This window comes from Herbaspirillum sp. WGmk3, assembly GCF_023952535.1.
In the GTDB taxonomy this organism is placed as follows: domain Bacteria; phylum Pseudomonadota; class Gammaproteobacteria; order Burkholderiales; family Burkholderiaceae_D; genus Herbaspirillum; species Herbaspirillum huttiense.
In genome coordinates, this window is sequence record NZ_JAKYWT010000007.1 from 149,243 (window position 1) to 174,519 (window position 25,277).

Below are 25,277 nucleotides of genomic sequence, written 5' to 3' on the forward strand. Positions count from 1 at the left end.
AAACGTCCTAGTTGGACTTGAAGCGCCCCAGCACCGAGTTGGCCTGGCGCAGGAAGGCGCGCGGATGCGCCTCCACCAGCAGTTCCAGCGCGGGCAGCATGCGCTCCAGCGCGATGGTCAGCGCGATGTCGCTGATCTCCTCGCCCCACAGCACCTTCTGCACGAAGGCGGCCGGGCCGATCTCGGCGATCAGGCTCATGCTCATCTGGCGTTCCAGGGTGTCGGTGCGCGGCCCGAAGGTCTCGTCGAAGATGCGCAGGATGGCGTCTTCCAGGTCTACCGAGGGGGATGGATGGGCGGGGCTGGCATCGGCCTCGTCATCCTGGCTGCTGACTCCTGAGGGTGACGGGGCAATGGGTGCCGGCCTCTGGCTGTTGTCGATCAGTGCGCTGGCCTCGCCGGCCATGCGGCTCAGTTGCTGTACGTGCAGCGTCAATGCGCTGATTTCAGCCAGCAACGTGCGCAGCGGCATCGGCTGCGGCATGTCGGATCCGGCGGGCCCTGCTGGATGTGGAATCATCTTGTTGTTGTCACTCAGGCCGACAGGCCTGCTCCCGTGCAAGCTGCTTGAATCGATCGCACCGGCCCGGCCACCCCCACGCGGCCCTTCCGGCTCCCAGTCATCCGGCCTGCGCAGCCGGTCATGCATTTCCCTGTGGAAACAAAAATAAGTATAGTGCGCTGCAAAAATTTACGCATGGAAATTTCAACGGGATTCGGCGAAGAAGCGACATGATTGCCGAAATTATTGTTCAGATGATAAAAGAAAATGATGAAGTTGCGTTTCTTTCATTATCTTTAATCCAACACTTTGGAGAGGATTGCGCGGCGGCGGCTGTGGCATATCGCCGCAGCCGCGCCGGACAAGGCCGGGCGGGGCGCTGGCGGTCAGCAGCCGTCAGGCGTTCATCAGGGTGAAGCAATATAATGAGAATCGTTCCTGAATCCTGATCAGAAGAAAAACCATGCGTCTTACTGAACTAGCCAAGGGGGTCGGTGCCATCGTCGACCAGGTGACTGACCTTCAACCCGCCGATGCCGTGGCAGCGCGCCTGCGCGACCTCGGTTTCGTGCGCGGTGAACCGGTGCGGGTGGTGGCCAGCGCGCCCTTTGGCGGCGATCCCATCGTGGTCCAGATCGGCTCGACGCGATTTGCCCTGCGCCGTGCCGAAGCCGAGCGCGTGACGCTGGCTGCGGGAGCGGCGGCATGAGCAGCGCCGCCCTCAACATCGCCCTGGTGGGCAATCCGAATTGCGGCAAGACCGCCCTCTTCAACCAGCTGACTGGCGCGCGCCAGAAGGTCGCCAACTACGCGGGCGTGACCGTGGAGCGCAAGTCGGGTGCCTTCACCGCCCCTTCCGGACGCCATGTGCGCGTGGTGGATCTTCCGGGCGCTTACAGCCTGCAATCCGTGAGCCCCGATGAACGCGTGACGCAGGCCGTACTGGCTGGCCGCTATCCCGGCGAGGCGGTGCCGGACCTGATCGTCTGCGTGGCCGATGCCACCAACCTGCGCTTGCACTTGCGCTTCGTGCTGGAAGTGCGCCGCCTGGGCCGGCCCATGGTGCTGGCGCTGAACATGATGGATGCAGCCGCCCGGCGCGGTATCCGCATCGACGTGGCGGCGCTGTCGCAGCGGCTGGGCATGCCGGTGATCGAGACCATCGCGGTCAGGCGCGGCGGCACGCGCGCGCTGGTGGCGGCCATCGATACGCAGGCCCCCGTGCCCTCCCCGGCCGCCGAAGAACCGGATGACTTGCACGTGGAAGTGCGCGCGCTGCTGGCCGATACCGTGGTGATGCCGGCCCCGACAGACCGCCGCGATGATGCGATCGACCGCGTGGCCCTGCATCCGATGTTCGGGGTGCTATTGCTGGCGCTGACCATGTTCCTGGTGTTCCAGGCGGTGTATGCCATCGGCAAGCCCATGACGGACGCCATTGCCGATGGTTTCGGCACGCTCGGCGGCGTGGTCGGCGAGTGGCTGCCGGAGGGGCCCTTGCGCGGGCTGGTCACCGATGGCCTGCTGGCCGGGCTGGGCACGGTGCTGGGTTTCCTGCCGCAGATCCTGGTGCTGTTTTTCTTCATCCTGCTGCTGGAGGAATCCGGCTACCTGCCGCGCGCGGCCTTCGTGCTGGACAAGCTGATGGTCTCGGTGGGCTTGTCGGGACGTTCCTTCATTCCCCTGCTTTCCAGCTTCGCCTGTGCCATTCCCGGCATCATGGGCACGCGCAGCATCACCGATCCGCGTGACCGGCTGGCGACCATTCTGGTCGCGCCGCTGATGACCTGTTCGGCGCGCCTGCCGGTGTATGCCTTGCTGATCGGTGCCTTCATTCCGCATCGTCCGGTGCTGGGTATCTTCAACCTGCAGGGGCTGGCGCTGTTCTGTCTCTATGTGGCGGGGATTGCCGCCGCCATGTTGGTGGCCTGGGTGGCCAAGCGCATCGGCAATGCGCGCCAGGAGCGCGCGCTGTTGATGGAGCTGCCCTCCTATCGCCTGCCGAATTGGCGCGATATTGCGCTGGGCCTGTGGGAACGCGGCGCCATCTTCCTCAAGCGCCTGACCGGCGTGATGCTGGCGCTGACGGTACTGATGTGGGCCATCTGCACTTTCCCCTCGGCACCGGAGGGCGCGACCCGCGCCGCCATCGACTATTCCATCGCCGGTTATATCGGCCACAGCCTGCAAATGCTGTTCGCTCCGCTGGGCTTCAACTGGCAGATCAGCCTGTCGCTGATCCCGGCCTTCGCCGCGCGGGAGACCGCCGTGGCCACGCTGGCCACCGTCTATGCGGTGGGCGGTGAAGAAGGCGCGGCGCTGCAAAGCGCGCTGGCTGCGCACATCTCGCTGGCCAGTGCGCTGTCGCTGATGGTGTGGTTCGCCTTTGCGCCGCAGTGCATGTCCACGCTGGCCATCATCCGCCGCGAGACGCAGTCCTGGCGCATGGTGGCGCTGTCCTTCGGCTACATGTTCGTACTGGCCTATGCCGCGTCCTTCCTGACCTACAACCTCGCGAGGTGGCTGGCATGAATCACCCGCTGTGGTGGCAATACGCGGTCATTGCCGCGCTGGTCACGGCCAGTGCGCTCTACATGCTGCGCAAGCTGGCACCCTCGGCAAGCTGGCGCTGGCAGGCGCGGCTGGCGAGCTGGCTGATGCGTCGTCGTGCGGGGATGTGGCAGGCGCTGGGCCGGCGCTGGTTGCCGCCCGCCAAAAGCGGGGGCTGTGGTGGCGGTGCGTGTGATGGCTGTGGCGATAGCGGTGAGGCCCTGCCGCCGCTGGAACAGAAGATCCGGTTCCATCGCCGCCGCTGAATCCGGGATCCGGCGCGGCGGCGAGGCTTGCGGTCAGTGCAGCTCTTCGGCCTCGAAGCCGGCCGCGCGCAAGGCTTGCAGCACCTGGGCCAGATGCGGACGGCCACGGGTTTGCAGCACCAGTTCGATATCCACGTTCTGTGCGGCCAGGAGCGTAAAGGCGCGCTGGTGGTGGACTTCATCGATGTTGGCACCGGCCTCGGCGACGATGCCGGTGATGCGCGCCAGCGTGCCGGGCACGTCGCGTGAACTGACCTTGACCCGGGCCAGCCGTCCGGCGCGCACCATGCCGCGTTCGATGATGGCCGTCAGCAACAGCGGATCGATGTTGCCGCCCGACAGCACCAGCCCCACGCGCTTGCCACGGAAGCGGTCCGGATAGCGCACCAGCGCGGCCAGTCCGGCGGCACCCGCCCCTTCCACCAGGGTCTTTTCGATTTCCAGCAGCATCAGCACGGCCTGTTCGATATCGCCTTCATCGACCAGCAGCAGCTCGTCGGCTTCGCGCGCGATGATGGCGCGGGTCAGCGTGCCGGGCGTGCCGACCGCGATGCCTTCGGCGATGGTGCTGGCACCGACCGGGTGTTCCGTACCCTTGACGGCATTGAACATGGTCGGGAAGCGGCGTGTCTGCACGCCCACGATCTCGATCTCCGGCTTGATGGCGCGCGCGGCCACGGCCATGCCGGCCAGCAGGCCGCCACCGCCGATGGAGACCACCAGGCAATCCAGGTCCGGCACCGCCTTCATCATCTCCAGCGCAACCGTACCTTGGCCCGCGATGATGGCTTCGTCGTCATAGGGGTGGACGAAGGTCAGGCCCTCTTTCTCGGCCAGTTCGTAGGCGTGGGTGCGGGCCGCTTCCAGGGTGTCGCCATGCAGCACGACATTGGCACCGAAGCCGCGTGTACGTTCGATCTTCACGCCGGGCGTGAAGCGCGGCATCACGATGGTGGCTGGCAAGCCCAGCCGCTGTGCGTGATAGGCCACGCCCTGCGCATGGTTGCCCGCCGACATGGCCACCACGCCGCGCGCACCGCCTTCGCTGGCGGCGACGTCGACCATCTTGTTGCAGGCGCCGCGTTCCTTGAAGGAGGCGGTGAATTGCAGGTTTTCGAATTTCAGGAAGACCTGGGCGCCGACGATCTGGGACAGCGTGCGCGATTCCACACAGGGCGTCTCCAGGATCTGGCCTTGCAGCCGCAAGGCGGCGGCTTCGATGTCGTTGAGCGTTGTCATGCTGAGATTGTAGAGCCAATGGGGTGATTTGTAGCAGTTCGGGCATGCAGCCGCTCAGGATGCCGCGAAAGCAAAGTCATGGGCCGTTCTGCTTGCAAATTCGAAAATCCGTCGCGTAATTTTTTGCCTGGCCGATGATAACCAGTACCTGAGCAATTGCAGTCCAGACAACACAAAATTTCTTTGCGAGTGGCCATTGAAGTCCGTCGCTGCGCCGACTAGAGTAAAGACTCGTCGCGCCGCCAGCTGCTTCCACCAGGAGACAACAGCCAGCGCGGATGCGGCACCCGGAAGTGGCGCGCGCCCTTCCTTCTCACGCAGATCCGAACAGTCTCAGCAGTTCTCACCCAGGAGATACCCATGAGCATGGCCACCCGGCAACCGGATGTCCGATCGTCCCCGCCCCTGCCCTTCAGTCCCCTCGTTCCCCCGCGCGAACGCACGCGCCCTTACCAGCGCACGGCACCGCTGCTGTTGAAGCTGGTCGAGCTGGATCCGCGCGAAGTCGTGGAAGGCATCATGACCCCCAACGGCTACCTGGCCGCCGACGTCACGCCGGTGGGCCCGATGCGCGAGGCTTGCCCGCATTGCGAAGGCGTGGCGCTGCAGCTGGTGCTGCGGCATCACCATGTCAAGCGCAGCCATCTGTTTTGCCGCGTATGCACGCGGGTGTATGACGCGTTGAATGAGAGCGGGCATTCGGTGTTGACGGTGTGAAGCCGTTCAATATCGTGAAGCAAGCGTCGATGTTATCGGCGCTTTTTTTTTTGCTTGCAGCAAGCTCCGGTCATCCCATTCCCTGCGTAGGGTTTGTTGATAATCGCCAGTTTTGGTTGGAAGCAATTTCCATATGCCGAACGGGTCGGGCACCGGCCTGCGGGGTTTGTCCATGAGCGTAGTGTCGATTGCGATATGAGGATGCGATGATCCACTGCCAGCATCCATTTCGCCATCGAAGTTTCTGGAACATTCTTGACGACCTCAAGCGGTAACACAGTAGAATCAGCCCCCTCAACGCAACAAAAGAGATGCCAATGGAATACGCGTACAAGCTGATGGCCTCCCCGGCCGGTTTGCTCAAGCTGGTGGCCAAGGGGGATCACCTGGCGGCCATCCTGTGGGAGGACGACGATGCCCTGCGCGTGCGCCTGGGCGAGATGGTGGAAGATGAAGACCGTCCGGTCCTGATCGAAACCGAACATCAGCTGCGCGAATATTTTGCCGGCGAACGCGAGAGCTTCGATATCCCGCTGCATTTTGAAGGCACCGAATTCCAGCGCCAGGTATGGTCGGCTCTGCTCGACATCCCTTATGGACAGACCCGCACCTATCTCGATATCGCGCGCCAGCTCGGCAACGACAAGGCGGTGCGCGCCGTGGGTGCTGCCAATGGCCGCAATCCCATTTCCATCATCGCGCCCTGCCATCGCGTCATCGGTACCGGCGGCGAACTGACCGGCTTTGCCGGCGGACTGCACGTCAAGAAACTGCTGCTGGCCATCGAGGGCATTTCCACCGAAGGCCGCGATATCGGCCAGGTCATCGACCCGCGCCGCAAGGCGCAATCGCGGCGGCGCGAGGATCCCAACCAGCTGTCGCTGCTGTAAGTCCGAAAACGCAACTAACTCCTGAGCAACAGCCAGCCTGGCCGTGCAGCGCGCTCAGCGCTGCATGCCCCACTTCTTTACGGTCACGCGTTCCAGCGTATTGAAGACCAGGTTCTCTACCAGCAGGCCAATCAGGATCACCATGGCCAGCCCGGCGAAGACCTTGTCGGTATAGAGTTCGTTGCGATTCTGGAAGATGTACCAGCCCAGTCCGCCTTTGCCGCTGGTGGCACCGAAGACCAGTTCTGCAGCAATCAGCGTGCGCCATGCGAACGCCCAGCCGATGCGCAATCCCGCCAGGATGGAGGGCAGGGCGGCCGGCACCAGTACCTGCAGCACGAAGCCCAGGCCGCGCAGGCCGTAGTTGCGGCCGGCCATGCGCAGGGTGTCCGAGACGCCCAGGAAGCCCGCATAGGTATTGACCGCCAGCGCCCACAGCACCGAATGCACCAGCACGAAGATCAGGCTGCCTTCGCCCAGCCCGAACCACAGCAGGGCGATGGGCAGCAGCGCAATGGCCGGCAGCGGGTTGAACATCGAGGTGAGCGTACCCAGCAGGTCGCGCCCGAATTGCGTCGACACCGCCAGCGTGGTCAGCACGAAGGCCGCCACGATACCCAGCAGATAGGCCTTCAGCAGCACCTGCAGCGACAGCCAGGTCTTGCCGAACAGTTCGCCCGTCTTGAGGCCATCGATGAAGGCCTGCGCGGTCTGCAGGAAGGTCGGCAGCAGCAGGTCATTGTTCTGCCAGCGCGCGACGACTTCCCATATCAACGCCAGCAGCAGCAGGATGGCCCCCTTGCGCACCCAGCCCTGTTGCCAGATGCGCTGCGGCAGCGAGAACTGGCGCTGCAGTACCAGGCCGGGCAGGGGAGTCAGCGGCAGTTCGTATTCGTCGCGGATCGGGGGAGTCTGGGGCATGGCGTATTTCGGTCTTTAGTAAGAAAAACGGACATCGCTGAAATTGATGACCGGTGCCGCTGTGCTGGCCGCGCTGTTCTCGCCGCCTTCATCGAAGAGCAGGCGGTGAATGCGCTGTGCGGTCTGCTGGAAGCCCACGCCGCCGAGGCTGGACAAGTCGTATTGATGGCTGTTGATCTCGGCGCGCACGCGGCCCGGATGGGGCGAGAGCAGCAGGATGCGGTTGCCCACCACCAGTGCTTCTTCGATGGAGTGCGTCACGAACAGCAGGGTGAAGCGCACCTCATCCCACAGCGCCAGCAATTCTTCCTGCATCTTGCGGCGGGTCAGCGCATCGAGGGCGGCGAAGGGCTCATCCATCAGCAGCATCTTGGGTTGCATCGCCAGTGCGCGGGCAATCGCCACGCGTGCCTTCATGCCGCCCGAGAGCGTATGCGGATAGGCATCGGCAAAGCGCGCCAGGCCAACCTTCTCCAGGTAATGGCGCGCGCGCTCGGCGGCTTCGCGCTTGCCCAGCGTGCGCGAAGCCAGCAGCGGAAACATCACGTTCTGCAGCACCGTCTTCCACGGCGGCAACTGGTCGAATTCCTGGAACACCACGATGCGGTCCGGCCCCGGCTGATGCACCACCTGGCCGTCGAGACGGATCTCGCCGCCAGCCGGTGGCAGGAAGCCCGCGACCGACTTGAGCAGGCTGGACTTGCCACAGCCCGACGGCCCCAGCAGCACGAAGCGATCCGCCGGATGCACGTCGAAACTGACTTCATGCGTGGCCTGCACCACGGCCGTGGCGGTATGGTATTGCAGGCTCACGCGGTCCACCTGCAGCAGCGGCTGCAGGCTGGCTGCGGCGCTCACGCTGGCGGTTTCAGCTGCCGGGTTGTGCATACGCTTCCTCGAAGAAGTAATCCTTCCAGCTGCTGGCGCGATTCTTCAGCACGCCCAGCGCATGCAGCTGCTCGGCATAGACGAAGGTGCGCTCGGGCGAGACGGTGAAGTTGATTTCCGGGTCTTCCACGATCTTGCGCACGAACTCCGGCGAGAGCTTGGACTTCTGCACGCGGATGAAGGTGTCGGCCGCCTTGGCCTTGTTGTTGCGCACGAACTCGGCCGCTTCCACCAGCGCCTTGTAGAAGGCGCGGTAGGTCTTGGGGTTCTCGTCGTGGAATTTCTGCGTCGTGTAGAGCACGTTGAAGGTCGCCGGGCCGCCCATGATGTCGTAGGAGCTGATGACCTTGTGCACGTTCTTGTTTTCCAGCGCCTGGTACTGGAAGGGCGGGCTGGAGAAGTGCGCATTGATTTCCGAGCCGCCCGCGATCAGGGCCGCCGTGGCATCCGGATGCGAGAGGCTCACGCTGATGCTGTCGAAGCGCTTGAAGTCTTCCTTGCCGAACACCTTGGCGGTCTCGATCTGCAGCGTGCGCGACTGGAAGCCGACGCCTGCGGCCGGGACGGCGATGCGGTCCTTGTCGCTGAAGTCCTTGATGGTCCTGACCTTGGGATTGTTGCTCAGCAGGTAGTTGGGCATGGAGCCCAGTGAGGCGATCGCCTTGACGTTCTGACGCCCGCGCGTGCGGTCCCACAGCACCAGGGCCGGCGGCGCACCGGCCGAGACCACGTCCAGCGCCCCGGCCAGCAGGGCTTCGTTCATGCCGGTGGCGCCCGACAGGCTGGTCCACTCGACCTTGATGTCCACACCTTCCTGCTTGCCGTATTTTTCGATCAGCTTCTGGTCCTGCACCACGTCGAGGATCAGGTAGCCGATGCCGAATTGCTGGGCGATGCGGATCGTGCCTTCGGCGTGGACAGAGGCTGCGCTGCCCAGCGCGATGACGCCGGCCAGCATGACTGTAAATGATTTATATGATTTCAGGGAAATGGCCATTTCAGCTGCCCCCTTGCACGTGCGCATCATCAAAGAAGTAATCCTTCACCGAGGCGGGCTTGTTCTTGATGGCCCCCACGCGATGCATGAACTCGGCCAGGCCATAGGTATTCTGCGGGGCGATCTTGAACTGCACTTCCGGGTTCTTGATGATCTGCAGCAGCAGCTTGCGGTCGGTGTTGCCCTTGTTGACCTTCAGGTAGATGTCGGCCGCCTTCTCGGGATTGGCGCTGATGAACTTGGCCGCTTCATCCAGGGCGCCGAGGAAGGCACCGTAGGTCTTGGGATTGTCCTTGCGGAATTTCTCGGTGGCGTACAGCACGGTGGCCGAGGAGGGGCCGCCCAGCACGTCATAGGACTTCAGCACGATGTGCGCGTTGGGGTTGCCGGCCAGTTCCTGTTCCTGGAATGGCGGATTGCCGAAGTGGCCCGTGATCTCGGTACCGCCGCTGATGATGGCCGCAGTCGCATCCGGGTGTGGCACGGCGATGCTGATCTTGTCCAGCTTGTTGTACTGGGCGTCGCCCCACAGCTTGGCCGAGGCCAGCTGCAGCACGCGCGACTGCACCGACACGCCCACCGCAGGCACGGCGATGCGGTCCTTGTCGCCGAAATCGGCGATGGTCTTGACCTTGGGATTGTTGCTCACCAGGTAGTAGGGGAAGTTGCCCAGCGAGGCCACGCCGCGCACGTTCTGCTTGCCATAGGTACGGTCCCAGATGGTCAGCAGCGGGCCCACGCCGGCGCCGGCGATATCGACCGAACCCGAGAGCAGGGCATCATTGACGGCCGAACCGCCGGAGAGCTTGAGCCACTCCACCTTGATGTCGACCCCGGCGGTCTTGCCGTGCTTTTCGATCAGTTGCTGGTCCTGGGCCACGTTCAACAGCAGGTAGACGATGCCGAACTGCTCGGCAATGCGCAGCTGGCCTTCGGCGCGCGCCATCAGCGGCGCGCCCAGCAGCGACAGCGCCAGGGTGGTGGTAAAGAGACGCCGCAGGCGCCCTTTGGAAGAGAGTCGTGTAGTCATGGTGTCCTGTGCGGTGGAGGTCGGCCGGCTTCAGTGGAGAATCCGGCAGTGGATGTGCGGCTTCGGCTTAGAACCGTCATGGTGGTAAAACGCGGTTCTTTATTCGTTCGGAGTATATAAAGGGCAGAGGAGAAAGAAAAACTCGATTACCGCATATCGATATGCGGCCGCTGTATAGGCCGCAAAGCCTTGTCCCACGCCGGTTCCAGGCGATATGAAGGTTTTTGCGGCAGTGCAATTCCGGAACCGCGTCCGTGCGCGGCTGTCAAGTTCCGCAAGCCAGGCGAGAGGCGCGCGCGCAACGTCAGGGTGACGTCTGCGGCATTTTGAGCGCACCACGGGTAGAGTGCGCTAAAGTACGCGTCCTGCCCGGACAGTGGCCAGCCCTCCCCGCCGAGGGTGGCGTCTGCCCCCAGAACCTGTCCGCCGGCACTCTATTTGAAGAAGCAAAGGGAGCAAGATGGGTTCATCTCATACCAATTCAGGCCTTTCCCTCCGGTCGACCAAATTCCACCTGATTACCCTGGCCGCGCTGGGTGTGGTGTTCGGCGATATCGGTACCAGCCCGCTGTACGCATTGAAGGAATGTTTCAGCCCCGACCACGGCATCGCCTTTTCTCCGGGCGCGGTGCTGGGCATCATCTCGATGCTGTTCTGGTCGATCTCCATCGTGGTCACCATCAAGTACGTGATGTTCGTGCTGCGCGCCGACAACAACGGCGAAGGCGGCGTGCTGGCGCTGATGGCGCTGTCGCTGCGCTCAGCCATCTCAGGTTCGCCGCGCGCCAAGCTGCTGATGATGCTGGGCGTCTTCGGTGCCTGCATGTTCTATGGCGACGTCGTCATCACGCCGGCCATCTCCGTGCTCTCTGCGGTGGAAGGGCTGGAGATCGCCGCGCCGAGTACGGCGCATGCGGTCATTCCGCTCACGCTGGTGATCGTGGTGATCCTGTTCCTGATCCAGCGGCATGGCACCAGCGTGGTGGGCCGCTTCTTCGGGCCGGTGATGTTCCTGTGGTTCTTCTCGCTGGCGCTGCTGGGCCTCTACAACATCGTCAAGGCGCCCGAGGTGCTGGTGGCGATCAATCCGTATTACGCCGTGCACTTCATGGCGGAGCATTCGCTGCAGGCCTTCATCGTACTGGGCTCGGTGGTGCTGGTGCTGACCGGGGCCGAGGCGCTGTATGCCGACATGGGCCACTTCGGCATCAAGCCGATCCGCTACGCGTGGCTATTTACGGTCATGCCGTCGCTGCTGATCAATTACTTCGGCCAGGGCGCCAACCTGATCGCCAATCCGGATGCGATCAAGAATCCCTTCTACCTGATGATCCCCGATCCGCTGGTGCTGCCCATGGTGGTGCTGGCCACCTGCGCCACCGTGATTGCGTCGCAGGCGGTGATCTCGGGGGCCTTCTCGCTGACCAGCCAGGCCATCCTGCTGGGCTTCGTGCCGCGCATGCGCATCCTGCATACCTCCGAGGATGAACAGGGCCAGATCTACATTCCCCTGATCAACTGGATGCTGCTGGTGCTGGTGGTCGCTGTGGTGCTGGCCTTCAAGAAATCCGACAACCTGGCCGCCGCCTATGGCGTGGCCGTGACCACCACCATGGTGATCACCACCATGTTGCTGGGCGTGGTGATGCGCCACATCTGGAAGTGGCGCATGCCGGCCGTGGTGGTGGCCATCGGCTGCTTCATGGTGGTCGACGTGGCCTTCTTCGCGGCCAACCTGCTCAAACTTACCGAGGGTGGCTGGTTCCCGCTGGTCATCGGCGGCGCGGCCTTCTTCCTGCTGATGACCTGGTACTCGGGCCGCATGCTGCTGCGCATGCGCATCAAGGATGACGGCATTCCCATCGAGCCCTTCATCGAAGGCCTGCTGGCGCATCCGCCGCATCGCGTGGGCGGGACCGCCGTCTTCATGACCGGCAACATCGCTACCGTCCCGGTCGCGCTGCTGCACAACCTGAAGCACAACCGCATCCTGCATGAGCGCGTGTTCTTCCTGAAGATCAGCATCTGGGACGTGCCTTACGTGGCCGACAGCGAGCGCCTGACCATGAAGGACCTGGGCGGCGACGTCTACCTGCTGCGCGCCGCCTTCGGCTTCAAGGAAGCACCGGAAGTGCAGAAGGTCATGACGCTGACCGAGCAGCAGTTCGGCCATCACTTTGACCTGATGGATACCTCCTTCTTCCTGGCGCGCGACACGGTGGTACCGAGCAAGCTGCTGGGCATGTCGCTGTGGCGGGAGCGCCTGTTCGCCTGGATGTACCAGAACGGTGCCAAGCCGTCGGACTTCTTCCACATCCCGGCCAACCGGGTGGTGGAGCTGGGCACCAAGGTGGAGATCTGAGCGGCATAGCACACGCCGCGTGATGCAGAAACAGGGCCGTCCTTCGGGGCGGCCCTGTTTTTTTGTGGAGTGCCCGGACCTATCGCGGGGGCAGGGTGATGGGCAGTGGCGAGGTCGGCTTGACCTCTTCCAGGCAGATCATGGAGCGCAGCCCGGCCACGCCGGGGACCTGCATCAGGCGGTCGGTGAGGAAGTGCGACAGGCTCTTGAGATCCTGCGAGACCACCTTGAGCAGGTAATCGAAGTCGCCCGAGATGGTGTAGCACTCGACGATTTCAGGAAAGGCCTTGATCACCTTTTCCACTGCGCGCACCTGCTTGAATTGCGCCCGGTCCAGCGACAGCGAGACGAAGGCCGTGACATTGAGCCCGACCTCGGCCGGTGCCACCAGGGCGGCATAGCGGCGGATCACGCCCTGCTCCTCCAGCGCACGCACGCGCCGCATGCACTGCGGTGGCGAGAGGTGGATGCGCTCGGCCAGGTCGACGTTGCTGATCTGGCCGTCGGCTTGCAGCAGTTCCAGGATCTTGATGTCGATCTTGTCCATGAGATTCATCGCCACGAAATAATATTTCGTCATCATGGCAAATCATGACGAAAAACGAAAGCCTGTTTCGCTTCGTTGTGGATAAGATTTCATCCATCGCCACTGCCGAGGCAGCCTTTGCACAAGAGGCTGATGCATCATGGTCAAGTACATCGGAACGTCGGACCTGCAAGCCCATCTGGCCACGCATCCCTTGCCGGAGGTGATCGGCGGCATGGTGCAGTATCTGCGCGAGGACTTCCTGCGCTGGCCCCAATTCGACAAGAGCGCGCGCGTGGCCAGCCACTCGGCGCGCGGGGTGATCGAGCTGATGCCCATTTCGGATGGACGCTGGTATGCCTTCAAGTACGTCAACGGCCATCCCGCCAATACGGCGCAGGGTTTGTTGACGGTTACCGCCTTCGGTGTGCTGGCCGAGGTGGCCAGCGGCTATCCGCGCCTGCTCTCGGAGCTGACCTTGACGACGGCTTTGCGCACGGCGGCGACCTCGGTACTTGCAGCACATCATCTGGCGCGCCCGGACAGCCGCAGCATGGCGCTCATCGGCAATGGTGCGCAGGCGGAGTTCCAGGCCATCGCTTTCCATACCCGGCTGGGCATCACGGAATTGCGGCTGTTCGATGTCGACCCGGGCGCCACCGACAAGCTGATGCGTAATCTGCGCGATTGGCCTGCATTGCGGCTGATCCGTGCGCGCAGCACGGCCGAGGCGGTGGCCGGGGCCGACATCGTCACGACCGTGACGGCCGACAAGCGCCGTGCAGTGATCGTGCATCCGGACATGATCGAAGCGGGCATGCACCTCAATGCGGTCGGCGGCGATTGCCCCGGCAAGACCGAACTGCATCGCGGCGTGCTGGAGAAAGCGCGCGTGGTGGTGGAATTCGCACCGCAATCGCGTATCGAAGGGGAAGTGCAGCAGATGCCGCCGGACTTTGCGGTGACCGAATTGTGGGAAGTGCTGGCCGACATCTCGCTGGGCCGCCGCGATGCCCATGAGGTGACGGTCTTCGATTCGGTCGGTTTCGCGCTGGAAGATTTCTCGGCGCTGCGCTACCTGGATGACCATATCGATGCGCATCACGCGCAGCAGATCGATCTGGTCCCCGTACTGGACAACCCCAAAGACTTGTATGGCTTGGCCATCCCCGTTCTTCCCTACAAGGAGCAGGCAAACGCATGAACAAGATCAGGATGATGGGCGCCCCCACCGACGTGGGCGCCAGCCGCCGTGGTGCCTCCATGGGACCGGCCGCCCTGCGCGTGGCCGAGCTGCAGCGCAGCCTGCAGCAGCATGGACTGGAAGTCATCGATGGCGGTGACCTGGGCGGTCCGGCCAATCCGCAGCAGCCACCGGTACAGGGCTTGCGCCATCTGGAACAGGTGGTGCAGTGGAACCAGGCCGTCTTCGATGCGGTATCGGGCAGCCTGGCCGAGGGTGAAGTGCCGCTGCTCATGGGCGGCGACCACGCGCTGGCGGTCGGGTCGATCGCTGCCGTGGCGCGTCACTGTCGCACGCATGGCAAGGACTTGCGCGTGCTGTGGCTGGATGCCCATGCCGATGCCAACACCAGCCAGTCCACCCCGACCGGCAATATCCACGGCATGCCGGTGGCCTGTCTGCTGGGGATGGGGCCCGAAGCGCTCATTCGCCTGGGTGGGCAGACGCCGGCCATGCAGCCGCAGCAGATCTGCCAGATCGGCATCCGCAGCGTGGACCGTGAAGAAAAGCGCCACCTGCGCGAACTGGGCGTGCGCGTCTTCGACATGCGCCACATCGATGAATACGGCATGCGAACCACCATGCAGGAGGCGCTGGCCGGCATGGGCCCGGAGACCCATCTGCATGTGAGTTTCGATGTGGATTTCCTCGATGCCGCACTGGCACCAGGGGTGGGCACTGCGGTGCTGGGCGGGCCGACCTATCGCGAGGCGCAGCTATGCATGGAGATGATCGCCGATACCGGCCGCCTCGCTTCACTGGACGTGATGGAACTCAATCCGGCCTGCGATGTGCGCAACCAGACGGCGGAGGTGGTGGTGGACCTGGTCGAAAGTCTGTTCGGAAAATCCACACTGATTCGCTGAGTTTGGCTGATGGCTCTCATCGTCTGCAATTGGAGGTTGAAGGATTGCGGGCAATGCCCGATCATTCAGGGTTTTGTCGCGTCCGGTGGGCGGGTGCAGGGTAATGACCCCGCATTCCCGCGTGCCGGGAAGCACTCGCACGCCGGGGGCGACAGCGGGGTGCGCACGCATCTTGCTCTCCCGGATTACTCCTCCGTCAGAAAGAAGTCATCATGTCTCTCAAGAAATTCTTCACCGTGGCCGCCAGCGCGCTGGCCCTGTCCTGTGCTGCCGGCAGCAGCTTCGCAGCTGACCAGACCTACGTGGTCGGCGCTGGCGGTACCTATCGCCCCTTCGAATTCGAAACCCCGAAGAAGGAACTGGTCGGCTTCGACATCGACCTGATCAAGGCGATCTCGCAAGCTTCCAACTTCAAGATCCAGCTGGTGAGCACGCCCTGGGAAGGCATCTTCGCCACCCTCGGCCAGGGTGACCGCGACATCATCATCTCCGGCATCACCATCACCGACAAGCGCGCCCAGATGGTCGACTTCTCGCTGCCGTACTTCCCGGCCGAACAAGTCATCATCACCAACGCCGATGCCAAGATCGCCTCGCTGGCCGACCTGAAGAAGACGCAAGTGGCCGTGGTCAATTCCACCGCCGGTGACATCGTGGTCTCCGAAGAACTGGGCAAGGCCAGCACCGCCATCCACCGCTTCGACAACACCGTGCTGATGCTGGAAGAACTGTATCGCGGTGGCGTTGATGCGGCCGTGGGCGATGTGGGCGTGATCAAGTTCTACATCAAGAGCCATCCCGAGAAGAAATTCAAGGTGGTCGGCGACACCAAGTTCGTGCGCCAGTACTTCGGCATCGCCGTCAAGAAGGGCAACAAGGAACTGCTGGACAAGATCAACGCCGGCCTGAAGCAGATTGTCGCCGATGGCACCTACGCCAAGATCTACAAGACCTGGTTCGACGGCGAAGTGCCGACCCTGCCGCTGAAGTAAGCCTTCCGGTGCACCGGCCCAGAGGCCGGGCACTCGCCTGAAAGCGCCGCCCCGTGCCGTCTTGCGGGGTGGGCTGCTGGTGTTGCCGGGTTCGCCGGTATCGCCTGTTCCGCTTTTTTCCGCTTCTCCGCTTTTCTCAACACCTCCGTTTGAACGGATTCATCATGCATTCCTTCTTCCAATGGGAAATCATCGGCGAATACGCGCCGCTGTTCGTCGAAGGCACCTGGATGACCCTCAAGGCCGCGATCATCTGCGTGATCGCCGGCACCTGCTGGGGCCTGGTGCTGGGCGTGGGCCGCCTGGCCGAAGCACGCCATGGTTTCTGGAAATATTTCCTGTGCTACTGCGTGCAGTGGCCGATTCGCTTCTACGTCAGCTTCCTGCGCGGCACACCCTTGTTCGTGCAGATCCTGCTGATCCACTTCGCGCTCATGCCGATGCTGATCAACCCCAGCGGCGGCCTGATCCTCTCGGGTGACCTGGCGCGTGAGATCCGCTCGCACTACGGTGCTTTCGCCTCGGCGGTGCTGGCCATCACGCTCAACTCGGGCGCGTATGTGTCGGAAATTTTCCGCGCCGGCATCCAGTCCATCGACCGTGGCCAGAGCGAAGCCTCGCGCTCGCTGGGCATGAGCTACCTCGGCACGCTGCGCCGCGTGGTGCTGCCGCAGGCCTTCCGCCGCATGCTGCCGCCGCTGGGCAACAATGCGATTGCCATCGTCAAGGATTCCTCGCTGGCTTCGGCCATCGGCCTGGCTGAACTGGCCTATGCGGCGCGTACCGTTTCGGGTGCCTACGCGCGCTACTGGGAGCCGTACCTGACCATCTCGGTGATCTACTGGGTCATCACGCTGGCGCTGGCGGCGCTGGTACGCCATCTGGAAGCACGTTACGGCAAGGGAGATGCACGATGAGCACGATGATCAAGGTCAATCAACTGCAGAAGCGCTTCGGCCAGGCGCACATCCTGCGCGGCATCGATTGCGAGATCCGCGCCCGCGAAGTGGTGTGCGTGATCGGGCCCTCGGGCTCGGGCAAGAGCACTTTCCTGCGCTGCCTCAACGGGCTGGAAGAAGTCAGCGATGGCGACATCTTCATCGAAGGCGTCAAGCTCAATGACCCCAAGGTCAACCTGAATGCCTTGCGCGCGGAGTTGGGCATGGTGTTCCAGCGCTTCAACCTGTTCCCGCACATGACGGTGCTGGAAAACCTGATCATGGCGCCCATGCAGGTGAGGAAGCTGTCGCGCCGCGACGCGGTCCTGGTGGCCGAGAAGCTGCTGCAGAAGGTCGGCCTGCTGGACAAGATCGATGCCTTCCCCAACCAGCTTTCCGGCGGCCAGCAGCAGCGCGTGGCGATTGCCCGCGCACTGGCGATGGAACCGAAGGTGATGCTGTTCGATGAACCCACTTCCGCGCTGGATCCGGAACTGGTGGGCGAAGTGCTGACCGTCATGAAACAGCTGGCCGAAGAAGGCATGACCATGGTGGTGGTCACGCACGAGATGGGTTTTGCGCGTGAAGTGGCGGACCGGGTCTTCTTCATCGACCAGGGCGTCATCATGGAAGAAGGTCCGCCGCAGCAGGTGCTGGGTGAACCGGTCCATGAGCGCACGCGCGATTTCCTGCGCAAGGTGCTGTAAGCCATCACGCAGTACGCCGCAAACGAGAACGCCGGGAGCAATCCCGGCGTTTTTCGTTGCAGGCTCAGTGATGCGCCCCAAGCACGATGGCTCCTGCCGCAATGACCGCACAGGACAGCACGCGCCGCAGCGTCAGCTTCTCGCCCAGGAACAGCGTGCCGATCAGGAGCGCAAACAGCACCGAGGTCTCGCGCAGCGCCGAGACCATGCCCATCGGGGCGAGCGTCACGGCCCAGATCACGATGCCATAGGCGAGCAGCGACATCACGCCGCCCGCCAATCCGATCCAGGTGTCCTTGTGCGAGAGCACCACCGGCGAGCGTCCATGCTTGTACTGGTAGAGCAGGGCCAGCGGGATGCTGTCAGCGACGAACAGCCAGCCCGCATAGGCGATGGCGTCGCCCGCCAGCCGCGCGCCGATGCCGTCGGTGATGGTATAGGCCGCGATGAAGGCCCCGGTCGCCAGGGCCGCCAGCGGGCCGGACAGGTGCTCGCGCCGGCGCATGGCGTGCAGGTTGGCCAGGCTGACGATGCCCAGTGAGACCAGGGCGATGCCGATCACCGTATAGATGCCCAACTGCTCGCCTGCAAAGACCGCCGCCCCCAGCGCCACCAGCAAGGGTGAGGAGCCGCGCGCAATCGGATAGGACTGGCCGAAGTCGCCAATGCGGTAGGCGCGGATCAGGAACAGGTTGTAGCCGGTGTGCAGCAGGCCCGAGAGCAGGATGTAGAACCAGCTCTCCGCTTGCGGCCACGGTCGCCACAGCACCAGCGGGATCGCGCCCAGCCCCGCGCCCAGGGTCATGAGCGAGAGTGACGCCAGGCGGTCGTGGCTGCTTTTGAGCAGGGCGTTCCAGGAAGCGTGCAGCAGCGCAGCGGCCAGGACCAGGGCGATGACGGAAAGCGTCATACGCTGCGGTCCGTCAGTGCCTGCGCATCCAGATCGGCCACGACGCGCCACAGCGTGTGGCCTGAGGCGAGATATTTGCGCTCGAAGGGCGTGATGGGCTGATCGGGTTGCCAGGCTTCGGTACGGAAAGTGCCGCCAGATAGCTGGTTCAGGGCCGAAGTGAATTCTTCGACATAAATCTGCCAATTGCTGCGGCATTCCAGCTGTCCACCCAGCGCCACGATGAAGGGAAACACCGGATGGCCCTGCCAGCGCCGGGCCAGGTGGCCGATCTTGGGCCAGGGATTGGGGTAGAGCAGGTAGTGCCGCGCCGGCCGCAGCCCGGTTTCATGCGCCAGCCGCCAGTAATCGACCAGGTCGGCGCGCACGAAGCAGAGATTCGCCGGTTCCGGACCATCCCAATGCGTGTTGCGGGCCAGGCGGTCGGCCGACTGGTCGATGCCGATGACGAAATGATCCGGGTAGCGCGCCGCCAGGTGCAGCGTCGACAAGCCCACGCCACAGCCGGTGTCGAGGATCAGCGGCGGCTCGCCTGCGGCGCGCCAGGCCGCCATGCTGGCATCGAAGGCGCGCTGGTTGTAATCGGTGACGGGTTTGCGGAACGGATGGGCGGGATCGGCGTGGCGCGCCACCAGGGTGGCCAGTTGCTCATGCACGCCGGTCTGGGCGCTGCTGATGGGGGATGAATTCACGACAAGGTGGTCAAGGCGGCAAAACGCCATTTTAATGGACGCCGCGTGCGCGCCGCTGATGGCAAGCTGACCAAAAGAAAACGCCGCGCGGGGGGCGCGGCGTCATTGCCTGTAAAGCGGGAGTGCTTGACCCGATCAGTGCAAGGTCATGGGATGACGCATCATCACGTCGTAACGGCTCAGGAAGTTGTCGATATCGTCCATGGTGGGTTCGGACGCGATCAGTTCCTGGACATCCTTGCGGAACAGTTCGGCCGCCGGGCCATCGATGTAGATTTCACGCTGGCCGGACTTGTCCATGATCTCGTAGCCGCCGAAGCGCAGGGCTTCGTGGTCGGAATCGGCACCGAATTCGACGACGCTGTACTGCTCACTGTTGTAGATCAGGTTCATAGTGACTCCTTATGCTGGAATACTGCTTCGAAAAGGAAGTGGCGCCTTCACCGTAAATTTCAAGACCCTTCACCTGGGCCGCGCCTCGTGTGCATCTCTGCTACTTCGATACAGCTCCCTCGCGGAACGCCGCGTCGCTTGCGCTCCTGAGTCTGTTGACGGCAGTTTGTCCGAAAAACTTTGATGCCTGCCGTGTTGCCTTTCCGCATGCACGAAATCTTGCATGTTTCTTCATGATGCACCGTCACCTGCTGAAGATAGATGACAAGCTCGCCTGGAAGTTCATCGCGCTGCAGCAGGCCGGGTTGCGGCCTGGCAAGCCTCATCACGCCTTCAGCATGCCGCTGTCGGACGTAAAAGAACATCAGGAAATTTCTGACGCCGCCACACCCCTGTGGCGGACTGCCACCAAAACGTGATCAGACTACCAAAAGAAACGGGACCGCGCTGCGATCCCGTTGTCCTGGTGTTCATGCCGGTGCGGCTCAGTGATTCTTGCGTGCCAGCTTGCCCGGTTCCACCCCGAGCTGCTTGAGCTTGCGGTAGAGGTGGGTACGTTCCAGGCCGGTACGTTCGGCCACGCGCGTCATGCTGCCGTTTTCGCGCACCAGGTGGTATTCGAAGTAGGCGCGCTCGAAGGCATCGCGGGCTTCGCGCAGCGGCAGGTCGAAGGAAATATTGGCGGCATTGTCGGCCACCTGTCCGAAGGGTGCCGCGGCCGGCGTGCCGTGATGCAGCGGTTCGCTGCCCAATGCGGGCGCGTAGGCGGCCACCGGGGCGACGTGTTCGGGGGTGTGCAGGCCGTCGGCTGCACCATTGGCCACGGCGGCCACCGGGGCCGGGCGATAGCTGGCCGGACGCACCGCTTCGCGGCTGTGTGACAGCCCTTGCTGCACGGCCTTGAGCAGCTTCTGCAGCGCGATCGGCTTTTCCAGGAAGTTCAGTGCGCCGATGCGAGTGGCCTCGACGGCAGTGTCGATGGTGGCGTGGCCGGACATCATGATGACCGGCATGGTCAACAGGCCATCGCGTTGCCATTCCTTCAGGAGCGTGACGCCGTCGGTGTCGGGCATCCAGATGTCGAGCAGCACGAGGTCGGGGACTCCGGCCTGGCGAAGCTCGCGTGCCTGCTGCGCGTTTTCCGCAGTGGTCACGACATGCCCCTCATCGCCCAGAATTTCTGAGAGCAATTCGCGGATACCCATTTCGTCATCGACGACCAGGATGTTAGCCATGTGCTGCTTTCCTCGCTGCTAGTTCATTGTCCAAGTTTTCGATCTTGTTCCGGGCCGGCGCGCTCGACGCGGCGTTAGCGAGCGTGCCTTGATGAACTGCCGGGTCCCTCCCGGCGACTTGCTGTCGAATCTTGACCCTGGGGACGGTTTCCTGAGAAAACTGTCTCTTAATCAATAGGTGCTAACTTTACCAGCAAAATTACAATTTTTGCGCCTCGGCCATCGGTCCGATTCTGGATATCGATGCGACCGCCATGTTCCTCGACGATTTTCTTGACCATCGCCAGTCCCAGGCCGGTCCCTCTGGCCTTGGAAGTGACGTAGGGTTCGAAGGCACGCGCCAGGATGGTCGGCGAGAAACCGGGACCGTTATCCATGATCGACAAACGCACGGCCGGCCGGCGCTGGCCGTCGGTGCCGGCGATGTCGATCTGTTCGGTCAGCACGTCGATGCGCGGCGCGCTTTGGCCGTCATCGGTCACGGCATCCTGGGCATTCTGCAGCAGGTTGTGGATGACCTGGCGCATCTGGGTGGCGTCGCCCATGACCTTGCTCATTACCGGGGCCAAGCGCGCATGGATCACGTCGCGGCCATCGCCGGCCAGGTAGAGGTTGAGGATTTCCTCGATCAGGGCATTCAGATCGAGCGCCACCGGCTTGGCCGGCGGGGTCTTGGCGTAGTCGCGGAAGTCGTCGACCATGCGCTTCATGGCCGTGACCTGGTTGACGATGGTGGTGGTGCCCTTGTCGAGGATGGCGGCATCGGCCGGCATGAGCTTGTCGGCCAGGCGATGCTGCAGGCGTTCGGCCGAGAGCTGGATGGGGGTCAGCGGATTCTTGATCTCGTGCGCCAGGCGGCGCGCCACCTCACCCCACGCAATCGAGCGCTGGGCCGAGATGACGTTGCTGATGTCATCGAACACCACCACGTAGCCGACGCCGTTTTCCACCGGCAGGTGCGAGCCACGCGCCAGCAAGGTCAGCTTGTCATGGTCGGGCTTGCCGCCTTGCTCGTCACCGGCATCCAGCACCGCGCCGGGCTGGCGCGACAGTTCGAACTGCCGCTGCCAGTGCAGGCCGTCGGCCCCTTCGCTGCTGTGCTGGGCCAGCTGTTCGGAGAAGGCGCGGATGACGGCCTGGGCAAACGGTGCCTGGCTGTCGATGGTTTGCAGCGGCGTGCCGATGTTGGCCGAGAAGTCGTAGCCCAGGATGCGGCGCACTGAATCATTGGCGCTGACGATGTTGAATTGCCCGTCCAGCACCATCACCCCGGCCGACATGTTGGCCAGCACCGATTCCAGATAGGCCTTGGCGTTTTCCAGTTCGGCCCGGTTCTTTTCGACCGAGGTGCGCGCTTCCAGCAGCTGGCGCGTCATGGTGTTGAAGGATTGGGTCAGCGTGCCCAGCTCATCCGAGGTACTGACGATGGGGCGCGGCGAGAGGTTGCCTTCGGCCACCGCCTTGGTACCTTCGGCCAGCAGCAGCAGTGGCTTGGCGAGGTCGCTGGCGATCAGGAAGGCGCTGGCGATGGCGGCGAAAATGGCCAGCAGCAGGGTCAGGGTCAGCGTCACCAGGTAGATCTTGCGCAGGCCCGAGCGCGACACGGAACGTTGCTGGTACTCGTTGTAGGCCAGGCGCAGCGTCTCGGCATTGGTGGCCAGATAATCCGGGACCGGCTGCAGGATCTGCAGGTAGCGCGTTTCATTCTGCAGCGACAATCCGCGGCTGGGAGCCGGAACCAGCACCACCACGTGCAGCCGCAGGTTGCCGTCGGTATCGGAGCCGCTGGGGGGGCGGGTGTCATCGCTTTCCACCGCCGAGAAGGCACGCGAGACCCGCGCCTGGCGCATCGCCTGGCTGCTGGGCAGGATGGGCGTGAGCGAGCCGATGGAGCCGCCGACCGTACTCATCACCTGGCCATTGGCGTTGACGATGGTGATCTCCATGTTCTGGTCGCGCTGGCGCGAAAGGTAGGTCACCTGTTCGGAGTCGCTCATGTCGGAGAGCTCCTGGGCCATGCCGCGCGCCCGCGAGACCAGGTCCGACAGCGAGGAGTCCAGTGCATTGCGGCCCAGGTTCAGGCCCGATTCCAGCGCCGCTTCCATGCGCACGTCGAACCAGGATTCGATGGAGCGCGACACGAACTGCACCGACATCAGATAGATCACCGCCCCCGGCACGATGCCCACCAGGGCAAACATCAGCACCAGCCGCGCCAGCAGCTTGGAGCCGAACTTGCCGCGCCGGTAGCGTTTGTAGAGCCGGCCCAGCAGCAGCAGCACCAGGCCCAGCAGCGAAATGGCCGCCAGGCCGTTGAGGAACAGCAGCCACGGATAGTGCTGCTCGAAGAGGGCGGAATTCTCGGAGGCCGACGCCAGCAGGAACAGCAGGACACTGATGACGCCCCCGCCGACCACCAGCAGATAGCGTAAGGTGCGGCTCATTCGGGTTTGTAGTTGAATTCGATCCAGTCGGACGACAGCCGCCAGTCATTGTTGTTGAGCGCGTTGACCTGGAAGGGCTTGGGCAGCTGCGCCACGTCCAGCCGCATGCGCAGGCCGACATGATAGGTCTCGCCGGCCTTGAGCGTATTGTTGTCGGCGATGATCCAGCGCGGCGGACGGCGGATCAGGGTCAGTGCGTCATCCAAGTTGGTGAAGCTCTGCTGCAGCTGGCCGCTGATGGCGGTGTGATATTGCCGCGTCAGCACGTTGTAGGACAGGCGCAGGGTGCGTGACGCCGAGACGCTGGTCTCGTCGAACCAGTACCAGCGCCGCCGGGTCAGCTGTACCTCGGTGGTGAAGTACAGGGGCACGCCGCGCGAGAGCGCATCTTCCAGGCCGCGATTCAATTCGAAGTCATAGGACACCGAGAGCCGGTAGCCTTCGTCGCTGGCTTCGATGGCGGCCTGGTTGACGGTGATTTCAGCGGCCTGGACGGCCAGAGCGGAACAGGCCAGCAGCAGCGCCAGCAGCCATTGCAGCGCCGCGCGCAGCAGCCGCGGGAAGCCGGCATCGCGCGGGCGTGCGGACGTGGAAGTGGGGAAGGGGGCCGATTGCGTCAAATTCATGCACCAGGTTTTTGGAACAGCGCATAGAACAGGCCATCGTGATCGGCATCGGCACCGGCGGTCGGCAGCAGTTGACCTGGAGCGGGCAGCCGGATGGCATGGTTTTTCTGCGCGAAGGCGATCGCTTGCTGCTCCGATTCCTGGGGCCACAGCGAGCAGGTTACGAGCAGCAATTTACCATCCGGTCGCAGCATCTGCCAAAGCTTGTCCAAAATTTGCGCGGAAAGTGTTGCAAGCTGCGCGGTGTCGGTCTTGCGGCGCAGCCAGCGGATATCCGGGTGGCGCCGCACGATGCCGGAGGCGGTACAGGGCACGTCAGCCAGGATGCGGTCGAAGCCCTGGCCATCCCACCAGCCATCTTCCCGGGCATCGCCGGTGATCAGTTGCGCCTTGAGCTGCAGACGGTCCAGGTTTTCGGCGATGCGCTGCAGGCGGCGCGGATCGTGGTCCAGCGCCTGCAGTTCGATGTCGGCCAGTTCCAGCAGGTGGCCGGTCTTGCCGCCCGGCGCGGCGCAGGCATCGAGCACGCGCATGCCATCAGCTACCTCCAGCAGCGGCGCGGCCAGTTGGGCCGCCGCATCCTGCACCGAGACCACGCCCTCGGCAAAGCCGGGGATCTGTTGCACCGGGACCGGCTTGTCCAGCCGCACCGCGTAGGGCCCGACGGCGCGTGCGCCGATGCCGGCCTGCTGCAGGGTGGACAGGTACTGTTCCACGCTGGCGCGGCGGCGGTTCACGCGCAGGGTCAGCGGCGGTGGCTGGTTGCCGGCGTGCAGGATGGCCTGCCACTGCTCGGGATAGGCGCCCTTGAGGCGGTCGATCCACCAGGTCGGATAATTCCAGGTGCCAGGCGGGGTCTTGGTGGCCTGCGGCATGAGCGTCGCGCGTTCGCGCAGGAAGCGGCGCAGGATGGCATTGACCACGCCCTTGGCGAAACTCATCTCCTGGCTGATGGCGGCGGCCTCGACGGCCTGGTCCACCACGGTGAAGCTGTCGTAGCCCGCGTCTTCTTCATTGACCAGCAGTGCCAGGGCCGTCACCAGCAGGCCGTGCAGGACCTCCGGTTGCGGTGGCTTGTTGGCCAGCAGGCCCAGCAGGCTGTCGCTCAGCCCCAGGCTGCGCATGGCGCGATAGCTCAGGTCCTGGATGGCACCGCGTGCCGACGGCGGGGCGTCGCTGCGGGAGAAGATCTGCGCCAGTGCCTGCGGCAGGGCGTGGCCGGCGCGTACGGCGGCCACGGCCTGGGCGGCATAGGCCAGCTGATAGCCCAGGGAATCGGCCTTGGCACCGGGAGGGAGGAGAGAAATCTGGATCACGTCTTTGCTGGCTCGGAAGATAAGGCG

27 protein-coding genes are annotated in these 25,277 nt (G+C 63.7%); 13 read left to right on the plus strand and 14 right to left on the minus strand.

Features of this window, described 5'->3' with window-relative positions; translation table 11 throughout:
• Window positions 1-7: 7 nt before the first annotated feature.
• On the minus strand, window positions 8-484 hold the full coding sequence (locus tag MKD49_RS23465) for a hypothetical protein (RefSeq protein ID WP_252697518.1): 477 nt from the start codon (window positions 482-484) through the stop codon (window positions 8-10).
• Window positions 485-732: 248 nt separating this feature from the next.
• Here MKD49_RS23465 and MKD49_RS23470 point away from each other — a divergent pair, with 248 nt between their 5' ends.
• From MKD49_RS23470 to MKD49_RS23485, 4 genes are read left to right on the plus strand one after another with little or no spacing between them, the layout of a single operon-like run.
• Complete coding sequence (locus MKD49_RS23470) at window positions 733-918, plus strand: hypothetical protein (protein ID WP_252697519.1); 186 nt, start codon at window positions 733-735, stop codon at window positions 916-918.
• Window positions 919-965: 47 nt separating this feature from the next.
• Window positions 966-1,211: a ferrous iron transport protein A gene (locus tag MKD49_RS23475; protein WP_034332290.1), complete on the plus strand. Its 246-nt coding sequence runs from the start codon at window positions 966-968 to the stop codon at window positions 1,209-1,211.
• Window positions 1,208-3,034, plus strand: a complete 1,827-nt coding sequence (locus tag MKD49_RS23480) for a ferrous iron transporter B (protein WP_252697520.1) — start codon at window positions 1,208-1,210, stop codon at window positions 3,032-3,034. Before MKD49_RS23475 ends, MKD49_RS23480 begins: the two co-directional genes overlap by 4 nt.
• Window positions 3,031-3,318, plus strand: a complete 288-nt coding sequence (locus tag MKD49_RS23485; protein WP_252697521.1) for a DUF6587 family protein — start codon at window positions 3,031-3,033, stop codon at window positions 3,316-3,318. Before MKD49_RS23480 ends, MKD49_RS23485 begins: the two co-directional genes overlap by 4 nt.
• A gap of 33 nt (window positions 3,319-3,351) precedes the next feature.
• On the opposite strand, the gene MKD49_RS23490 is transcribed toward MKD49_RS23485, so the two are convergent.
• Window positions 3,352-4,557: a threonine ammonia-lyase gene (locus MKD49_RS23490; protein ID WP_039782897.1), complete on the minus strand. Its 1,206-nt coding sequence runs from the start codon at window positions 4,555-4,557 to the stop codon at window positions 3,352-3,354.
• Between the two features lie 360 nt (window positions 4,558-4,917).
• On the opposite strand from MKD49_RS23490, the gene MKD49_RS23495 reads away from it, so the two are divergent.
• A complete protein-coding gene (locus MKD49_RS23495) occupies window positions 4,918-5,274 on the plus strand; it encodes a hypothetical protein (RefSeq protein WP_252697522.1) in 357 nt (118 codons plus the stop codon).
• A 317-nt stretch (window positions 5,275-5,591) separates the two neighbouring features.
• Window positions 5,592-6,164 (plus strand): methylated-DNA--[protein]-cysteine S-methyltransferase, encoded by a 573-nt coding sequence (locus MKD49_RS23500; RefSeq protein WP_034332298.1) that lies wholly within the window; start codon window positions 5,592-5,594, stop codon window positions 6,162-6,164.
• 54 nt (window positions 6,165-6,218) lie between these two features.
• Here the strand turns inward: MKD49_RS23500 and MKD49_RS23505 are convergent, their stop codons facing one another.
• From MKD49_RS23505 to MKD49_RS23520, 4 genes are read right to left on the minus strand one after another with little or no spacing between them, the layout of a single operon-like run.
• Window positions 6,219-7,085 (minus strand): ABC transporter permease, encoded by an 867-nt coding sequence (locus MKD49_RS23505; RefSeq protein ID WP_252697523.1) that lies wholly within the window; start codon window positions 7,083-7,085, stop codon window positions 6,219-6,221.
• Between the two features lie 15 nt (window positions 7,086-7,100).
• Window positions 7,101-7,973, minus strand: a complete 873-nt coding sequence (locus tag MKD49_RS23510; RefSeq protein ID WP_252697524.1) for an ABC transporter ATP-binding protein — start codon at window positions 7,971-7,973, stop codon at window positions 7,101-7,103.
• Window positions 7,954-8,931 carry an ABC transporter substrate-binding protein gene (locus MKD49_RS23515; protein ID WP_199724986.1) on the minus strand — a complete coding sequence of 326 codons (978 nt, stop codon included), beginning with the start codon at window positions 8,929-8,931 and terminating at the stop codon, window positions 7,954-7,956. The genes MKD49_RS23510 and MKD49_RS23515 overlap by 20 nt, the downstream gene beginning before the upstream one ends.
• Window positions 8,932-8,971: 40 nt before the next feature.
• Window positions 8,972-10,000 carry an ABC transporter substrate-binding protein gene (locus MKD49_RS23520; protein WP_121037278.1) on the minus strand — a complete coding sequence of 343 codons (1,029 nt, stop codon included), beginning with the start codon at window positions 9,998-10,000 and terminating at the stop codon, window positions 8,972-8,974.
• A 460-nt stretch (window positions 10,001-10,460) separates the two neighbouring features.
• On the opposite strand from MKD49_RS23520, the gene MKD49_RS23525 reads away from it, so the two are divergent.
• Window positions 10,461-12,362 carry a potassium transporter Kup gene (locus MKD49_RS23525; protein WP_134221000.1) on the plus strand — a complete coding sequence of 634 codons (1,902 nt, stop codon included), beginning with the start codon at window positions 10,461-10,463 and terminating at the stop codon, window positions 12,360-12,362.
• Between the two features lie 79 nt (window positions 12,363-12,441).
• Here MKD49_RS23525 and MKD49_RS23530 read toward each other — a convergent pair whose 3' ends face one another.
• Window positions 12,442-12,909: an Lrp/AsnC family transcriptional regulator gene (locus tag MKD49_RS23530; RefSeq protein WP_083859554.1), complete on the minus strand. Its 468-nt coding sequence runs from the start codon at window positions 12,907-12,909 to the stop codon at window positions 12,442-12,444.
• Window positions 12,910-13,048: 139 nt separating this feature from the next.
• Here MKD49_RS23530 and MKD49_RS23535 point away from each other — a divergent pair, with 139 nt between their 5' ends.
• From MKD49_RS23535 to MKD49_RS23555, 5 genes are all read left to right on the plus strand, one after another.
• Window positions 13,049-14,092 carry an ornithine cyclodeaminase gene (locus tag MKD49_RS23535; RefSeq protein ID WP_252697525.1) on the plus strand — a complete coding sequence of 348 codons (1,044 nt, stop codon included), beginning with the start codon at window positions 13,049-13,051 and terminating at the stop codon, window positions 14,090-14,092.
• Window positions 14,089-14,997, plus strand: a complete 909-nt coding sequence (rocF, locus tag MKD49_RS23540) for an arginase (protein WP_252697526.1) — start codon at window positions 14,089-14,091, stop codon at window positions 14,995-14,997. Before MKD49_RS23535 ends, rocF begins: the two co-directional genes overlap by 4 nt.
• Before the next feature lie 212 nt (window positions 14,998-15,209).
• Window positions 15,210-15,989: a basic amino acid ABC transporter substrate-binding protein gene (locus MKD49_RS23545; RefSeq protein WP_034332167.1), complete on the plus strand. Its 780-nt coding sequence runs from the start codon at window positions 15,210-15,212 to the stop codon at window positions 15,987-15,989.
• 164 nt (window positions 15,990-16,153) lie between these two features.
• Window positions 16,154-16,906 carry an amino acid ABC transporter permease gene (locus MKD49_RS23550; protein WP_034332175.1) on the plus strand — a complete coding sequence of 251 codons (753 nt, stop codon included), beginning with the start codon at window positions 16,154-16,156 and terminating at the stop codon, window positions 16,904-16,906.
• A 5-nt stretch (window positions 16,907-16,911) separates the two neighbouring features.
• Window positions 16,912-17,634, plus strand: a complete 723-nt coding sequence (locus MKD49_RS23555) for an amino acid ABC transporter ATP-binding protein (RefSeq protein ID WP_034332173.1) — start codon at window positions 16,912-16,914, stop codon at window positions 17,632-17,634.
• Window positions 17,635-17,698: 64 nt separating this feature from the next.
• On the opposite strand, the gene MKD49_RS23560 is transcribed toward MKD49_RS23555, so the two are convergent.
• From MKD49_RS23560 to MKD49_RS23570, 3 genes are all read right to left on the minus strand, one after another.
• Complete coding sequence (locus tag MKD49_RS23560) at window positions 17,699-18,544, minus strand: DMT family transporter (protein ID WP_252697527.1); 846 nt, start codon at window positions 18,542-18,544, stop codon at window positions 17,699-17,701.
• On the minus strand, window positions 18,541-19,236 hold the full coding sequence (locus tag MKD49_RS23565; RefSeq protein ID WP_252697528.1) for a methyltransferase domain-containing protein: 696 nt from the start codon (window positions 19,234-19,236) through the stop codon (window positions 18,541-18,543). The genes MKD49_RS23560 and MKD49_RS23565 overlap by 4 nt, the downstream gene beginning before the upstream one ends.
• 135 nt (window positions 19,237-19,371) lie before the next feature.
• A complete protein-coding gene (locus MKD49_RS23570; RefSeq protein ID WP_034332163.1) occupies window positions 19,372-19,629 on the minus strand; it encodes a DUF3567 domain-containing protein in 258 nt (85 codons plus the stop codon).
• A 233-nt stretch (window positions 19,630-19,862) separates the two neighbouring features.
• Between MKD49_RS23570 and MKD49_RS23575 the strand changes: the two genes are divergently transcribed.
• Window positions 19,863-20,048, plus strand: coding sequence for a hypothetical protein (locus MKD49_RS23575; RefSeq protein WP_252697529.1), 186 nt, complete (start codon window positions 19,863-19,865; stop codon window positions 20,046-20,048).
• A gap of 66 nt (window positions 20,049-20,114) precedes the next feature.
• On the opposite strand, the gene MKD49_RS23580 is transcribed toward MKD49_RS23575, so the two are convergent.
• From MKD49_RS23580 to rsmB, 4 genes are all read right to left on the minus strand, one after another.
• On the minus strand, window positions 20,115-20,864 hold the full coding sequence (locus MKD49_RS23580) for a response regulator (RefSeq protein WP_121037254.1): 750 nt from the start codon (window positions 20,862-20,864) through the stop codon (window positions 20,115-20,117).
• Window positions 20,865-21,031: 167 nt separating this feature from the next.
• Complete coding sequence (locus MKD49_RS23585; RefSeq protein ID WP_121037251.1) at window positions 21,032-23,308, minus strand: ATP-binding protein; 2,277 nt, start codon at window positions 23,306-23,308, stop codon at window positions 21,032-21,034.
• Window positions 23,305-23,934 carry a DUF4390 domain-containing protein gene (locus MKD49_RS23590; protein ID WP_232729800.1) on the minus strand — a complete coding sequence of 210 codons (630 nt, stop codon included), beginning with the start codon at window positions 23,932-23,934 and terminating at the stop codon, window positions 23,305-23,307. Before MKD49_RS23590 ends, MKD49_RS23585 begins: the two co-directional genes overlap by 4 nt.
• Window positions 23,931-25,250: a 16S rRNA (cytosine(967)-C(5))-methyltransferase RsmB gene (gene rsmB, locus MKD49_RS23595; protein ID WP_252697530.1), complete on the minus strand. Its 1,320-nt coding sequence runs from the start codon at window positions 25,248-25,250 to the stop codon at window positions 23,931-23,933. Before rsmB ends, MKD49_RS23590 begins: the two co-directional genes overlap by 4 nt.
• Window positions 25,251-25,277: the final 27 nt, after the last annotated feature.